11 protein-coding genes are annotated in these 15736 nt (G+C 70.4%); 3 read left to right on the forward strand and 8 right to left on the reverse strand.

What is annotated here, in order from left to right:
- Positions 1 to 169 precede the first annotated feature (169 nt).
- Entirely contained in the window at positions 170 to 1036 is an 867-nt protein-coding gene (locus tag D7D52_RS21105; RefSeq protein WP_120738918.1) for a MinD/ParA family ATP-binding protein, read from the forward strand.
- On the opposite strand, the gene D7D52_RS21110 is transcribed toward D7D52_RS21105, so the two are convergent.
- The 8 genes from D7D52_RS21110 to D7D52_RS21145 are packed head-to-tail and all read right to left on the reverse strand — an operon-like array spanning position 1020 to position 11004.
- On the reverse strand, positions 1020 to 2048 hold the full coding sequence (locus D7D52_RS21110; RefSeq protein ID WP_120738920.1) for a phosphatidylinositol-specific phospholipase C: 1029 nt from the start codon (positions 2046 to 2048) through the stop codon (positions 1020 to 1022). The genes D7D52_RS21105 and D7D52_RS21110 overlap by 17 nt on opposite strands.
- A 59-nt stretch (positions 2049 to 2107) precedes the next feature.
- The gene (locus tag D7D52_RS21115; RefSeq protein WP_120738922.1) at positions 2108 to 2833 is read right to left on the reverse strand and encodes a double zinc ribbon and FHA domain-containing protein; all 726 of its coding nucleotides are present in this window, start codon (positions 2831 to 2833) and stop codon (positions 2108 to 2110) included.
- Positions 2833 to 4122, reverse strand: coding sequence for a vWA domain-containing protein (locus D7D52_RS21120; RefSeq protein ID WP_120738924.1), 1290 nt, complete (start codon positions 4120 to 4122; stop codon positions 2833 to 2835). Before D7D52_RS21120 ends, D7D52_RS21115 begins: the two co-directional genes overlap by 1 nt.
- Positions 4119 to 5219, reverse strand: a complete 1101-nt coding sequence (locus tag D7D52_RS21125; RefSeq protein WP_120738926.1) for a PP2C family protein-serine/threonine phosphatase — start codon at positions 5217 to 5219, stop codon at positions 4119 to 4121. The genes D7D52_RS21120 and D7D52_RS21125 overlap by 4 nt, the downstream gene beginning before the upstream one ends.
- The gene (locus tag D7D52_RS21130; RefSeq protein WP_120738928.1) at positions 5216 to 7609 is read right to left on the reverse strand and encodes a serine/threonine-protein kinase; all 2394 of its coding nucleotides are present in this window, start codon (positions 7607 to 7609) and stop codon (positions 5216 to 5218) included. The genes D7D52_RS21125 and D7D52_RS21130 overlap by 4 nt, the downstream gene beginning before the upstream one ends.
- Positions 7606 to 8787, reverse strand: coding sequence for a hypothetical protein (locus D7D52_RS21135; RefSeq protein WP_120738930.1), 1182 nt, complete (start codon positions 8785 to 8787; stop codon positions 7606 to 7608). The genes D7D52_RS21130 and D7D52_RS21135 overlap by 4 nt, the downstream gene beginning before the upstream one ends.
- Positions 8788 to 8794: 7 nt before the next feature.
- Complete coding sequence (locus D7D52_RS21140) at positions 8795 to 9769, reverse strand: glutamate ABC transporter substrate-binding protein (RefSeq protein WP_120738932.1); 975 nt, start codon at positions 9767 to 9769, stop codon at positions 8795 to 8797.
- On the reverse strand, positions 9766 to 11004 hold the full coding sequence (locus D7D52_RS21145) for a hypothetical protein (protein ID WP_120738934.1): 1239 nt from the start codon (positions 11002 to 11004) through the stop codon (positions 9766 to 9768). Before D7D52_RS21145 ends, D7D52_RS21140 begins: the two co-directional genes overlap by 4 nt.
- Positions 11005 to 11325: 321 nt before the next feature.
- Between D7D52_RS21145 and D7D52_RS21150 the strand changes: the two genes are divergently transcribed.
- Positions 11326 to 12759, forward strand: coding sequence for an ammonium transporter (locus tag D7D52_RS21150; RefSeq protein WP_120738936.1), 1434 nt, complete (start codon positions 11326 to 11328; stop codon positions 12757 to 12759).
- A 94-nt stretch (positions 12760 to 12853) separates the two neighbouring features.
- Positions 12854 to 15703: a hypothetical protein gene (locus tag D7D52_RS21155; protein ID WP_162958454.1), complete on the forward strand. Its 2850-nt coding sequence runs from the start codon at positions 12854 to 12856 to the stop codon at positions 15701 to 15703.
- Positions 15704 to 15736 lie beyond the last annotated feature (33 nt).

A 15736-nucleotide genomic window follows, 5' to 3' on the forward strand; every position in this document is an offset into this window, starting at 1 on the left:
CGCAGGGGCTGTTCGTCGATACGGTGAGGGTGTCGACGACGAAATGATTTCCGGCCGGCTGCGCCGCCTATCGTGCACGCGATGGATGACGCCGACGCCGCCGTCTTCCGCGACGTGGTGACCAAGATTCCGCAGCATCGACTGCCGCTCGCACCAAAAGGAATCTACCGTGTCCGAAAATTTCCCGGATCATCCCGCCGCCCTGTCCGCCACTCCCACAGACCTTTCCCTGCTGTTGCGGCCGTCCCCGCCCGGGGCGCCCACCGATATGGTGCGCATCCATCCGCGCAACGGCTCCCTGCTGTGGGCCGACCTGCCGCCGGTGCTGGTGCTGGGCAGCTCCGGCGGCTCCGGCGCCACCACCACCGCCCTCGGCCTGGCCGGCGCGGCCGCCTACGACTACGGCGAACATTCGCCGATCGTGGTCGACGCCACCACCACCGGCGGTGATCTGGCCGCCCGCGGCTGCGACACCATCGACGCCGCCGGCACCGTCCAGTCCTGGCTGAACATGAGCCACCGCAGCCTGCCCTCGACCGTCATCGACAGCTGCGGCGAGAACAGTTCCGGCGTCGGCGTCTTGCCGCGCGGCCCCGAGGCGCTGCCGCGCCGCGAGACCTACTCCTCGGTCCACCGCGATCTGGTGGAGGCGGGATGCCTGCCCGTCTACGACGGCGGCGCGCCGGTGACCAACCGCATGGTCGCTCCGCTGCTGTCGGATTCGCGCATCTCGCTGGTGATCACGCTGGCCGCGCGTCCCGATGCGGTGAACCGCCTCAAGCCCGCGCTGATCTGGCTCGACGACAACTACAGCCAGTACCACCTGGCCGAGGCCGTCATCGTGGTGACCCGCCAGCACCCCAAGGACGGTCCCCTGGTCACCGAACACGTCCGCAAGTACCTCGGCGATGTGGTGCGGGCGGTCGCCGAAGTCCCCTACGACGCCCACCTGGGCTCCGGCGGGCCGATCAGCTGGCGTCGCCTGGCCCCGCCCACCCGCGCCGCCTACCGCCGCCTGGTCAACCTGCTGCGTTGAACTCCAGCAACAGGTTCAGCGCAGTCGGGTACTGGTCGGGAAAGTCCATGGGGACGATGCCGTAGTGGACGGCCTGGCCGCGATGGCCGCTCAGATAGGACTCGACCTTGGGCATGATCGCGGCGGCATTGTCCTTGGGCCAGGCGCTGTCGGCGAAGCTGGTGAAGTTGATGTACTGCAGCGCATTGGCGGGGTCGCCGGCGGCCTTGTCGAAACAGGCGCTGACATAAGCGAATTTGTCGCCGCCCGAGGAACCGACATCAGAGGAACCGAGGTCGGCGGACCCGGATTTGGAGGAGCCGGAGTCGAGCCCGGCCAGGCCGTGATCCTTGTAGCGGTCCTGCAGATAGAAGCGGTCGCTGGTGAAGACGCCGTTGTCGCCGCCGGGCCATTGCAGGCAGCCCAGCGAGTTCGCGAACTGCGCGATGAGCACGATCTTTCCGCGTGCCTCACCGAGGCTGGGAATCCGGTTCTCCAGCCAGAACAGCGGACGATAACCCTTGACGTCCAAGTAGCCGTCGAAGATTCGCTCGAAATTCGCCCCCACATCGTCATTGGTGCCGTCCTCCTTCTTGACCCGTATGACGAGCACCTCGCCCGGATTGCGGGACAGGAACGCGCGGCACTGATCGAGCACGGTATCGAAGGTGATGCCCTGAAAGAACTGGGCGTGATAGATCCCGAACGAATCGGCCGTATGATCCTGCAGCCCATTGCAGCGGATATCCAGGAAACGGATGCCGTGCGCGAATTGTTCGGGCAGCGACCAATTCTGGGTGTGCGCCCACTCGGTCCCATTGGCGGCGCTGACGCAGCACGAGTCGTGGGTGCCCGGAATGGTCAGCCGCAGCATCGACGTGGCGTCGGGCAGCGCCGACATCCACGCCTGCGGTGGGCCGCCGGCGGTGCGCGCGTGCGGCAGCGCCTGAGCCACGGGGGCGGCGAGGGTGGCGACGGCCGCGCCGGCGGCGGCCAGGGTGGTGCGGGCGAAGTCTCGCCGGGTCAAGCTCATAGAGCGGGGAGCCTAACCTGGACGAGAGACCAAGATCGTGGTTTTGCCCGATTCCGTGCTCAGTCCGGCACTCGCAGGACGGTGATCGTGGTCCACCCGCCCACGTGGATGCGATCGCCGTCCCGCAGCGGGACAGCGGTTTTCGCCGGAATGGGCTCCGCGCTGTCGTTGAGGCAGGTGCCGTTGGTGGAGCCCAGATCGGTGACGGTCACCTCGCCGCCGTCGATGTGCAGGATGGCGTGCGAACGCGACACCGCGAGATCGGCGGGGGCCACCGACAGGTCGATGTCGGGGTGCACGCCCTGCGAGACGCTGCGTTTGCCGATCAGAACGGTGGGGCCCACCAACGGGATTCGCCGATCCGGGTAGTAGTCGGGGAAGTCCACCCGGCCCAGATCCGGTCCCTTCTGCGCCCGCATGCGCGCGTAGTGCCCGGCATCGGCGGTCACGGTGGCCACCCATTCCGTGCCCGGGTCCTGCTCCGCCGCGGCCGCTGCGGAATTCGCCTCGCCCGCTTCGCGATTCAGCACGGTCGCGTCCGGATTGTGCACCGTCGCGTCCGGATGGTGGACGGTCGCCCCCGGATCGACGGGCTGCGCGGGCGGCGGCGGCAACGCCGAATCGTGGCCGCAGTTCTCACAGAACCGGCCCTCCGACGGCGCACCGCAGGCCGGGCACAGCGTGGTCTGCGGCGCGGCGAATCCGTGCTGCGGGCCGATCTGCGCCCCGCACACGTCGCAGTAGTCGGTGGCGGTGGACTCGTGTCCCTCGCTGCAGACGGCCATCACGGCTCCTTGCGGACTCGGGCGGTCTTGGTGGAGCGCACGTCCAGGGCCATCTCGTCGACCGGATCGACCTTGTTGCGCAACCGAATCGTGCCGGTCCGGTCGTCCACCACATCCACCACGCTCAGCAGCAGCTTGGCGGTGTTCTCGTTGCCGGATTCGGTGGCCAGGTGATAGGCGCGCTGCAATTTGGCCGTCGCGGTGGCCAGATCGCCCTGCTTGCGCGCGGTCAGGCCCTCCTGCACGGTCTGCGCCAGCTCGGCCTGCCCGGTGTAATGGGCGACGCGGCGGCTGATGACCGCCGACTTGTCGGTGTCGGTGGTCCAGCATGCCTTCACCAGACCCTGCCCGAGCACCTCGCCCTCGGCGAGCACGCTCACCCGCGCGGCCAGCTTCTCCCGATCCGGTGCGGCCGGTTCGAGTTCCAGCTGCACGTGATAGTCGCGGTCCTCCGCGCCCCACGCGCCCAGGGGGTACTCGCCGACCTGCGGGTTGACCTCGGTCCGGCGTCCAGTCAGATCCTCGATGAACGGCGCGACCTGTTTGACGAACACGATCTTGGTGCCCACCGGCGTCCACATGCGCAGCGTGAGTTCCGGAATCGTCTTCTCCATCGAGTTTTCCATCATGGCCCGGAAATCCTGGGCCAGCCCGTCGGCGGTCTTGACGATGTCGACGGTGCCGTGCAGCGCGGAAGCGATGGCGCGCAACTCGTTCGGCTCCCAGTCCGCCCCCACGCCGCGGCAGTCGCAGGTGAACACGCCCGTCGAGAGCCGGATCTCCGCGGCCAAGCGCTCGGGCGTCTCGTGCTCGTTCTTGCCGTCGGTGAGCAGGATGGCGTGCACCATCGCGCCCGGATGCTGCTGCGCGATCAGCCGCGAGAGCCCCAGCCAGGTGCCGATGGCGGTACCGCCGTGCGGGGCCAGCCGATCCAGCGCGTGGCGGGCATTGACCCGCTCGGCGTGGCTGGCGTAGGCCGAGGCGCCGACGCGCGGGTACACCACCTGCGCCTTGTCGGTGCCTTCGACGATCGCGAAGCGCGTCCCGTCCGGCATCACGTCCAGCGCGGCCAGCGTGGCGCGGCGGGCGCCGCCGAATTTGTCGGCGCTGCCCATGGATCCGGAGGTGTCGATGATGAGGATCTCCACGCGATCCTGCGGCGGCGCGGCCACCGCGAGGGCGTCGGTGGCCTCCACGGTGACGATGGCGTCGACCGTGCGCGCCCCCTCGGCGAGGAACTCGTTCTGGTCGACGGCGACCGAAAGACCTTGGTGCTCGGCGGAAGTCACAGTGTGTCTCCTGAGGACGTGCGGGATGGAACGGGTACGAGCGCGACGGTGATGTTGTCCTTGCCGCCCGCCGCCAGCGCGTGCTCGACCAGGGCGCGGGCCGCGGGCAGCGCGGGCAGGGAGCCGGTGAACCGGGACAGCGCCGCCGCGTCGGGCAGGTAGTTCCACAGTCCGTCGGTGCACAGCAGCAGCACCCCGGGCGCGTCGGTGCGCAGCGAGCGCACGCAGTTCGGCGACCACTGGCCCTCGCTGTCGGCGCCCAGCCAGCGGGTGAGCACGTGGGCGTGCGGGCCGTCCATGGCGGTCTCCGCGTCCAGCAGGCCGTTGTCGACCATGGCCTGGGCCAGGGAGTCGTCGACGGTGAGCTGCTCCGACTCGGCGTCCCCGCGCAGCCAATAGGCCCGGCTGTCACCGACATTCGCGACGGTGATGGTCGCGCCGCCGGCGTCGTCGAACTGCACCAGCGCCGAGACGTAGGTGCACGACGGCGATTTGCCCTCCGGCGATCCGACCGCCTGCACCGCGGCCGCGGCGGCGGCGAGCCCGGCCCGCACGCAGTCCTCGGGACCGCGGTCCTGGGTGAGCGCGGCCACGCAGGCGTCGAGTCCGGCCCGCACCGCCGCGCCCGAGGCCGCCTGCGGGTCCTCGGAGGTGGACACCCCGTCGCAGACGGTGATGACCGCGGCGGCCGGGCGGCCGGGGCCCCCGTCGAGGATGGCCGCGGCGACCGCATCCTCGTTGCGGGCATGCAGCAGACCGCGATCGGTGACCAGGCAGGCGCTGCCCAGATCGGCCTCGAAGCGGTCGCGTTCGGGGCCGAGTTCACCGCAGGTCGAGCAGTAGCCGTCCGGATCGAAGGCGCGGCCGCCGCAGCCGGTGCAGTCGGGGGCCGGGCTGGATTCGAAGGTGGCGCCGCCGGCCGGGTCCAGGCGCGCGTTGCGCGCGGCCTCCGCGACCGGCACCGTGGATCCGGAACCGGGCCGGAACTCCTTGGGCGGCAGAGCGATCTGCCGGACGCCGAGCTTGGTGCCGCATTCCTCGCAGAAGCGGTCGGTATCGGCGACGAAGGTGCCGCAGTGCGGGCAGCGGGCCGTCACAGCACGGTCCTCGGGCGGACGGCATTGGCCTGCTCCACCAGGGCGATGCGCTCCCACATGTCGTCGGTCTCGCGCGCCAGATCGCGATAACAGCGTTCCAAACCGGTGCGTACCCCTTGCTGATCGAGCGCCACCCCCAGCAGCGGGGAGTGGTCGGTGGGCACCCTGCCCAGGCGCAGCCAGCGCAGCGCCGCGTCCAGCACCCGCATCCGCGCTTGCGCGGACCGGCGTTTCGAGTCGATGGTCAAGCTGTCGACGCGCTTGCCCGCGTCGCGCACCAGTTGTTCGGTGAGCTGCTCCGAATCCGGCACGGCCAGCAGCGTTTCCACCGCGGCGACGCCCGCCTCGGTGTGCACCGCCGACGCCGCGTCGACCTGATCGAGCACCTCGACCGCCCCGGCGCGATCCCCGGCCGTCTTCCGCACCCGCGCCGCGCCGAAGGCCGCGCTGGTGAAGGAACGATCGGTGCGCCACACCATCTCGTAATAACGGGCCGCGCGCTCGCGCGCCGGCGCGGTGGCGTCGAGTTCGGAGGCCACCGCGAGGGCGAGTTTGGGGGCGGCCTCGCCGGGCAGCGCGCTGTAGAGGGCGTCGAATTCGGTGGCGGCGGCGGCCCAGTCGCGTTGCAGCAGGCGGGCCTGCCCGGCGAACCAGGTCAGCCGCCAGTCGCCGGCGAGGGTCTCGCTCACCTCGTCGAGGCGGCGCAGGGCATCGTCGGGGTCGCCGAATTCGAGTGCGGCGCGGATCAATCGGAGCGGGATCTCGATCGACTCCTCGCGGCCGGTGACCACCGCGGCCAGGCCCGCGGTGATCTCGCGTTCCAGATCCTCGGGGGTGACGGCACTGGTGGAGGCGAGCAGCGCCGCCCCGCTGTCGGCGGGATCGACCAGCGGCACCGGCAGGGCGGCGATGATGGCGCGCGGATCGTCGGGCACCCGGTCGCCGACGCCGAACACCGCGCGCGGCGGGCCGAAGCGGGTGGACAGGCCCGGGCGGGGCCGGCCGTCCTCGTCGGCGAGCACCTCGCGCAGGATGCCGGTGAGCTGATCGCTCATCTCGCTCATGGAGGTGAAGCGGGCGTCCGGATCGATATCGGTGGCGCGCACCAGGAATCGGTACAGCGATTCGTGCCGGGCCAGCAGCGGCTCGGTCTCGGGCCCGGGCAGCGGGCCGAGTTCGTTGTTCACCGGCGGGATCCGCATGATCAGCGCCGCCAGCGTGCGCCCGACCGTGTACACCTCGGTGGCGATGGTCGGCCCGGTCCGGGCGATCTCCTTGGCCTGGTAACCCGGTGTGCCGTAGATGGTTTCGGTCTGATCCTCGAGAGCGATGACCGCGCCCAGGTCGATGAGCTTGAGCTGCTCCTCGGTCTGCATCACGTTGTCGGGCTTGAAATCGCAGTAGGCGAGGCCGCGCTCGTGCAGGTACTCCAGCGCGGGCAGCATCTCGAGGATGTAGGCGATGGCGCGCGCGGGCGGCAGATACCGCTGATCGGCCGTGCGTTGTTCGCGCAGCAGCTGTTTGAGCGATTTGCCGCCCACGTACTCCATGACGATGTAGCCGACGGGCTTGCCGTCGGGCCCGGTGTCCTCGGCGAAGTTGTAGATCCGCACGATGTTCGGGTGATCGACCTGCGCCAGGAACCGCTTCTCGGCCACCGCGGCCCGCATGGCGTCCGCGTCCCCGGTGTTGAGCAGGCCCTTGAGCACCACCGGCCGATCGTCGACCTTGTGGTCCACGGCCAGATAGATCCAGCCCAGCCCGCCGTGCGCCAGCGGACCCAGCACCCCGTACTGGCCGCCCACCACATCCGAGCGAGACAGCTTGGGGGTGAAGGAGAATCGCGTGCCGCAGTGCGGGCAGAAGCCCTCGGTGCGGCCCGGCTTGCCGTCGCGGCTGCGTCCGACCGGACGGCCGCACTTGCCGCAATCACGGTGGCTCTCGGGCACTTCCGCGTCGGTCAGCACCGCTTCGGCCGGGTCCTTGCGCGGCACCGACGGCACCTTGACCATGCCCGCGCCCAGCCGCCCGCGACCGCCCCCGGTGGAACCCGAGCGCCCGGTGCGCACCGAACGCCCGCTGCGGGTCGCCCCGCTGCGCACCGTCGAACCCACGCTGCCCCGGGTGTCGTGCGCGGTGGTCGCCATCGCCGATACGGGTGCGGGCGCGCTGCCGCACACATCGCAGTAACCGTCGACGAGCGTTCCGCCGCAACCGGGTTCGGCGCAGCGGCCCGCGCCGGGATGCGCGGCGGTGCTCGCGGCTGCGGTGCCCGGCGCCGCCTGCGCGGACACGGTGGACACACTGTCCGGGTTGACCGGGGCGCTGCCGCAGACGGTGCAATAGCCGTCCTCGATGGTCCCGGTGCAGCCGGGTTCGGTGCAGTTCATGATCGCCTCCCCGATTTCTGCGCGATGAGCTGGCGGTAGTCCGCGACGGCGCGGGTGACCGCGGCCAGATCGCAGGGCCGCCGTTCCAGCAGGCCCGCCGCGATTCGGCTGGCGGCCAGCACTTCCGGGTCCTCGCCGACACCCCGCCGCGCGGCCTTGGCGCGATAGGACTCGAAGCGCCCGCGCAACTCGCCCCGCCGGTCGAGCAGCCCCTGCGCCAGCTGTTCGGTGTGCTGCGCGTTCGCCAGCGCCGCGGTCAAGCGCTGCCGCAGCTCCCACAGGGCGGCGGGGGCGGGCGGATCGGCGTGCAGCGCGGCCAGTTCCGCGCCGTAGACGGCGCTGTCGTCGGCGGGCCGGGGCAGCGGCGCGGCCAGAATGCCGCGTTCGACCCGCAGCCGCGCCTGCTCGGCGCGCTCGTAGGTGCGGTGCAACTCCTCCACGTGCGCGCGCACCCGCGCCACCGCGCCGTCCCAATCGCTGGACATGGCACGCAGTTCGGTGAGCACCGCGGTGGCCGCGCGCAGGCGCCGCGACAGTTCGCCGAGCCGATGATCGAGGGCGTCGGGACGCAGCGCCAGGGGATCGGTGGCGGCCTCGGCGGCGAGCGCGTCGATATCGGCGGACAGCGCCCGCAGCTCCGGGACGGTCTCGCCGACCCGGTCCAACTCCGCTCGCAGCGGCGCGAGATCGGCGACGATGCGATTGTTCACCGCCTCCACGGCATCCAGCACCGCCACCACGGCCGGGAACGCGGCGCGCATGCGGTCGAGCAGCTCGGCGATGCCGATCAGCTCCACCTGTTCGCGCGGTCCGCTCAGCGAGCGCTGCGCCATCGGAATGGTGTGGCGGGCCACCTCGACCGGCTGCCCGCGCAGCAGCCGCGTCAACTCCTCGCGGTCGAGCGCGTCGAGCCGGCGTCGCCCGCGGGCCGCCTTCGCCCGATCCAGCACGGTGCCCAGCCGGCCGAAGTCCTCCCACATCGACTCGAGCGCCGCCCGCGCCGGGGCCCACCGCTGGGCGGTGACGCCGGCGGGCGGGAACCGGCGCAGCAGCACCAGTCCGGGATGCTTGTCCAGCTCGACCAGCGTCGCGGCGATGGTCTCGATTTCTCTTGCCCGCTCGGCGATTTCCCGATCGATCTCGGCGACACTGAGAATGTGCCCAGGATTCCCCTGCATGGCCGGCTCAGTCTTTGTACTTGGGGGCCGGGGGACCGTTCGAGGGGCCCATCACGGACAAGCGCTGGTTGTAGATGCGCTGCCAGGTGCCGTCGGCGCGGACCCGGTCGAGCACGCCGTTGACGAAGCGCACCAGATCGGTGTTCTGCTTCTGGATTCCGACGGCGTAGAAGTCCTGTGCCATCGGGCCGCCGACGACCTCCAGATTGGGATCCTGGATCTTCAACCCGTACAGCAGCGGCAGATCGGTGCTCGCGGCGTCGACCTCGCCCTGCTGCAGCGCGGTCAGGCAGTCCAGCCAGTTCTGGATGCCGATCACGGTGGGGCGCTGGCTATCCGGCAGCGCGAACACCGCGTCGAGGGTGGTGGAGTTCGGGATGCCGCAGACCTTCTTGCCGCCGAGATCGGCCGCGGAGTGGATGCCCGAGGTCTTGGTGACCAGCACGCGCTGATCGGTCTCGAAGTACACCGAGGAGAATTCGACGTCCTGACGCCGCGCGCAGGTCGGGGTGAAGTTCTGCACCACGATATCGACCTGGTTGTCCACCAAAGCCTTGGCGCGGTTGGCGGATTCGATGGGTTTGAGCTCGATCTTGGCCGGGTCCCCGAACAGGTCGCGCGCGATCTCGTGCGCCAGATCGATGTCGAAGCCCTCGATCTCACCGGTGGCCGGATTGCGGTAGCCGAACAGGAATTGGTTCTGATCCACCCCGACCCGCAGCGCGCCGCCGGCCACGATCTTCGCCATCGTCGAACCCGCGGGCAGGGCGCCCGGCTGCGGCTGCGCACCCGGGCGCAGGCTCGCGGTAGGGTCACAGGACTGGTCGGCCCGTTGATTGGGTGCGGCGTTCAGCACCGTCGCGCCGACGGGCAACCGGTTCTCGACGGGTAGTCGAAACGGCGCGGCGTCCGGCGTCGATCCGCACGCCGCGGCCAGCAGCGCCACCGCACCCAGCAGCAGCACCCGCATCCGCGTCTTCACAGGAACTCCTTCAACCGCGGCCACACCCCGACCACGATGGCGGCCGCCGCGGCCAGCAGCAGCGCCAGCAGGCCGAAGGGGCTCAGGGTCAGGGCATTTCCGGCCGTGTTCACATCGTCGCGCACTTCCTGGCGGGTGCGCTCCAATTCGGCGCGCAGCCCGTCGTCGAGGGCGGCGAACTGGGCGGCGGACCCGGTCCCGTCGGTCTTGATCGACTGGTCGACCGCCCCGCGATAGTTGTTGCTGTAGTAGGAGGCCACTTCCTTGCGATGGCCGTCCTGCCAGCTCGAGAAGGCTTGGAAGGTGGGCGAATTCGTGCCCACCAGCCCGGTCAGATTCGCGCGCACCCGATCGCTGAGGGTGCCGAAGCGCGTTTCGCTGGCGGTGATGTCGCCGCGGGTGATGAGCTGCAAGGTCTCCTCGGTGCGGGCCTGCTGGGCCAGAATCCGGGCCTGCGCGAGCCGTTCGAAACGGCCGGTGGCGCCGGTGTCGATGGCCGCCGACGCGGCGATGGCGGTGGCGGTGATCCACAGCAGCGCCAGCACGGTCAGCGCGGCCGCGGTGGCGACACCGGCATTGACCCAGCGGTTGGTGCGCCGCAGCAGAATCCACGAGCCCGCGCCGCAGGCGGCCAGCAGCAGCACCGGCAGCGCGGTGCCCCACAGCGGCAGCCCGGTGATGGCGTCCTGATCGCGATGCAACTGGGTCAGCCGGATCTGCTGCAGTTGCGCGGCGTTCTGCAGGATCGAGCCCTGCATGAGCGCCGACGCCTGCCGCAGATACGCCGAACCCACCGGCAGCCCCTGCCGGTTGTTGGCGCGCGCTGCCTCGACATAGCCGGTGTAGCTGGGCAATTCGGCCGAGATCTGGCCGAGGATGCCGCGCGTCTCGGTGTCGGACGCGCCGGTCGTCGCCTCGGCCAGGGCGGCCGCGGCGTCGGTGAGCGCGTTCTCGTAGCGGGTGCGCACCTCCGGCGATTCGATACCGCCGGAGAGATAGGCCGTGGAGGCCGCCGCATCCGCGGTGGACAGTGCGACATACAACCGTTGCGCGGCATTGGCCAGCGGCTCGGTGTGCGCCAGGGCGGTGTCGTGGCGAGAGATCCTGGCGTTCTGCGCGTTCGCCGCCACCAGGCCGCTCACCAGGGCCAACAGCACGAGCGTCGCGCCCACCGCGCCGATGACGCCCGGCGCTGTCCGCGCGAATCGTCGCGTCCACTGCGCGGCAGTGCGCATGGTCGCCGGAAGACGACTCCTCAACTCCATCCCCCGTTTCGAACCGGCCGGTGCTCCCCGTAGCCGCATCGTACGGGAGGGTGCGCACCCTGTCGATCGAGTTCCAACCGGTTGGAATTTATTGGGAATCCGTTCATTTCGAATGCACATGCATTCGCGAGCGGACCGTGAAATCCAGATTTAACCACGCGTAATCGCCGGGAAACGTTCCGGCTCAACACTTGGTTCACCCGATGTGACGCTAGACACCTTATGCCACAACGTAATTTAGTGCTGGAACGGGTCTGGTGCCTGCCCGTTCCGCGGTGAGGTAGCGCTGAAATGGTTCCGTATCCCGACTGGCTGAATCCGGGCGACAATGCCTGGCAGTTGGTGGCCGCGACCCTGGTCGGCCTGATGAGCATTCCCGGTATCGCGATCTTGTATGGCGGTCTGGTGCAACGCAAATGGGCCGTCAACACCATGCTCATGGCATTCACCGGATTCTCCCTGGTCCTGGTGGTGTGGGTGCTGTGGGGCTTCAAGATGGGATTCGGTGAGCCCATCAAACTCGGCCCAGGAATCCTGCGGGCCGCAATCGGTCACCCGCACACGGTGCTGAGTTCCAATAATCAAGAGCAGGCGTCGATTCCGCTGCTCGACGGGCTCATGCCGAATTTCCGGTTCTCCGAGACCACGCTGGTCTATTTCCAGTTCGTCTTCGCCGGCATCACCCCGCTGCTGTTCCTGGGCAGCGTGATCGGCCGCATCAGTTTCAAGGTGTGGCTGATCTTCGTGCCGCTGTGGTCGACGCTGGCCTATTCGGTCAACGCCTTCCTGATCTGGGGCGGCGGCTGGTGGTCGCAGATGGGCGCGCTGGACTACTCCGGCGGGTACGTCATCCACTTGGCCGCGGGCACCACGGGATTCGTGGCCGCGGCGGTCATCGGCCCGCGGCTGGCGCGCGACCGGGAACGCGCGGTGCCCAACAACCTGCCCATGGCCGCGGCCGGGGCGGGCATCCTGTGGCTGGGCTGGAACGGCTTCAACGGCGGCGACCCGTACTTCTCCGGCGCGGACGCCTCACTGGCGGTCATCAATACCAATCTGGCCACCGCCGTCGCCGTGCTGATCTGGGTGATCTGGGACATGGTGGCCGGACCGGCCAAGCGCGCCACCTTCCTGGGCGCGGTCAACGGCATGATCGCGGGCCTGGTCGCCATCACCCCGGCCGCCGGATTCGTGAACAGCTTCGGCGCCTTGGTGATCGGGGCCATCGCCTCGACCCTGGTGTGGCTGTCGTGGAACAAGCTAGGGCGCACCCGGCTGTTCCGCAAGGTCGACGACACCCTCGGCGTGGTGCACACGCACGGGGTGGCCGGCCTGGCGGGCGGCATGCTGGTCGGCGTGCTCGCCGACCCGAACGTGCGGGTGTACCTCGGGACCGGCGGTGCGCCGGACGCCACCTACGGCGGCTGGCTCTACGGGCACCATCCCAAACTCTTGCTCTGGCAAGCGGGTGCGGCGTTGACGGTCATCGTGTGGGATGCGTTCATCACCTTCGCGATTCTGAAGATCCTCGGATTGTTCATGAGTTTGCGCATGCCCGACGACGTCCTCGAAACCGGCGATGTCGGGGCGCACGAGGAAGAGGCGTACCCGGACGACACGCTCGTGCACGCGCACTCACCCGCCCTGCGGAAATCGCCGCCGCGCGCGAAAGCGGCCCCCGAGCAGGACGGCGCCGAGGTGCGCGCGACGATTTCGGAACCCTAACTCGATTGCCCAGCTCCCGCCCCGGCCGTATGGTTCTGGGCGGGAGTCGTGCCGTGTCCCTAACCGGCGGCAATGTGGCAGTGGGAGTTCACATTTGGCAGTGCGTTTGGCCTTCGGCATAGTCGCGGAACGGGATCGGCGGGCGTGGCTCGTGGAAACCGGTGAGCCCCTCGATCACGACGGGCCCGCGGGCGCGGCGGTCGTGGTGGGCGCGCGCGACAGCGATCCGGCACGGGTGGCCATCGCGTGTGCCGATCTGGCCGGATTGATCGAAATCGGGGGCCTCGGAATCGCCGGGGCGGGAATCGATCTCGGTGAGGGGTTCGTATCCGCCCGCCTGGCCGGGGCCGGCGGGGATCGGCGCGACGCCGTGCTGGCGGCCCTGCGCGTACTCAGGCTCGGCGGCGCGTGGCGGCTGGGGGAGCGCGGCGCGACGCTGGTGGCATTGTTCGGCGTCACCGCCACCAAACCGGTGGGGGCGGCCGCGGAACAGGCCATCGGCGAAGGGCGCTGGGGCGCCGTCGTGCTGGCGTCGGCGGCGGCCGAGCTGCTGGGGCCCGAGCAGCTGGTGCGGGTGCTGGCCTTGCGCGCTCCCGACGGGGTGGAGCCGGTTCCGGAGAGTGCGCCGTCGGTGCTGGCGGCCAATCTGCGGCGGATCCTCGCACCGTATTCGCGGCCCCGGCGGGTGGAGCTGGTACTGGATCTGTGGGCGCGGGTGTGCGCGGGACAGGTCGCCGAGCTGGAGCGGGAACGGCTGATCGCGAGTCATGATCTGTCGGTGCTGGAATCGTTGCGCGAACGCCATCGCGCGAGTGCCGAGGCCGATGTGCTCGCGCTGGTGCGGCATGCCCTCAACGGGCAGCTGACCATGCTGAGCGCGGTGCATTTCCGGCCCACCTGGCACAGCCTGTACCGCTACAGCGTGGAACGGGCCATCCAGGACGCGCTGGCGGCGACGGTGTTGCTGCGGGCGGCGGTCGCGGTGCACGAGGTCGGGGTCGTCGAGGGCATCGCACGGGTGCGCGGCGAATTCACCGCCGTGACAGCGCTGCTCACCCGGGCCCAGGCCCGGAAGCCGGTGTCGCGGGCTGCCGAGAGCGCGCACCTCGCCGGTGAGCTGCCGCCGCGGCCGATCGATTACGTGCGTCAGATCGAGGCGCGGATCCGGCAGCAGCCGCGGGATCGGGCCTTCGAACGGTTCGTGCGGGCGCGGCTCGGCGCCGCGCTGGCGTATGCCACCGTCGTCATGGAGCGGTGTGAGACGTTGCTGGCGTACGAGATTCCGCACGACGTCGTGCCCGAGGAGTGGAGTTCGAAGTCGGTGCGCGCCTGGCGCCGTGCCGTCGGCTACACCGCGGTGCGGGCGCCGCGGGATTGGGGCGTCGAACCGCTGGTGCGTCACCGCAGCCGGCCGAGCCTCGCGGCCCGGCTCGCCGCTGATCCCACCGCCGACCCCGTGGCGATCGAGCGCGCCTCGGATCTGCTGTGGCTCGCCGACCTCGCCGATGCCATGGCCAGGGCGCGCGGGCACGCCGCGGCGCGGCTCGAGCCGTACTACCGGGTGCCCCGGTTCGAGACGAATCCGCCGCGGCCGCAGCCCGATCCGCTGACACCCCGGCTGGACTCCATCCCGCTCGCGGCGGCCGGGGCGGCACAGTTGCTCGCGCTCGGCGCGAGCGCGCCGGACCGCTGCCGTGACTGGGCGCAGCTGTGCGACGCGCTGGTGGGCAGCGGGGTCGTGGCCTCGGCACTGACCGGCGAATTCGAAGTGGACGACGCGGTGCTCGCGCACGACGGCGTGCCGGTGCCGGGCACGGGCGTGCGGTTGCAGGTCGCGCGGAGCGCGAGCCGACTGGCCGAATGGTCGGACTACATGGGCAATTGCATTGCCGGGCCCTGGTATCAGGACGAGGCCGCGCGCGGGCGCAGCATCCTCGTCGGGTTGCGGGACGACAACGATGTGCTGGTGGCCAATGCGGAGTTGCGGCACAGTGGTGACGGGTGGTCGGTGCGGCAGCTGGCCGCGCGGTTCAACGACGAACCCGATCCGGCGCTGCGGCAGGCGTTTCACGTCTGGGTCGCGACCTTGCGGGTCGCCGAACCTGAGATCGATCCGGTGGTGGCGCTGCCGCCGGAACCGCGGGTGCGGCGGGCGACGCCGAATCCGGTGCGCGGGGTCGGGCCGGTGTTGCGGGAGGCGGCTCGCAAGGCGATGGTCGACGCCGAACCCGCGTTGCGGGAGCTGGCGGCGTTGGCCGGGGACGCCGATGGTGATCCGAAAAGCCTGACCGCCCTGCGGCGTTCGAGCGCGGACCGGCTGACCGAGCTGTGTGTGGAGGCGCTCGCGGCCGATCCGGCGGCCCTGCCGCGGCTGTGGGCCGCCACCGGTATCCGTCCCCTGGCGGTCGCCGTCGAGGCGCTGGAACCGGCACTGCTGGCGCGGTATCCGCGCCTGCGCACCTTGAGCGACGACGCGGCGTTGCCGTCGAAAGCGTTGCGTGCCTTGGTGAAGGATCCGGACATCGCGACCGCGCGGTCGATGGATCTGGTCGCGCACCGTGTTCGGGTGGCCCTGGGGCGGCTGGCCGCCGACGGCGACGAAGCCTTCAGCAGCGCTCTGATCCGGTATCCGTCGTCCGAGTTGCTCTGTGCGCTGATACTCGTGACGACTTGCGCTCCGGCGCATCGCGTTCCGGTGACGGCGATCAGCGCGCCGCGCGCGACCACCGTGCCCGGGTTTCCGGTCACCGCGCTCGACCACCCGGACGGCCCGTGGCAGGCGGCCTGGCCCGCCGCCCTGGAACTGGGCGTCGAGGCGGACCTGCACGACCGGGAATTCTGCTGGGAACGCATCGCCGAACGCGGCTTGCTGATCCCCGCCGCCTGGGTCGAATCGGGCGGCTGGGCCGCTCTGTGGTCGCGAGCGCACACCAAACAGCCTTAACGGCCGGCCGGTCGCCCGGCGGGCCGAAACGGC

The organism is Nocardia yunnanensis (genome assembly GCF_003626895.1).
Taxonomy (GTDB): Bacteria; Actinomycetota; Actinomycetes; order Mycobacteriales; family Mycobacteriaceae; genus Nocardia; species Nocardia yunnanensis.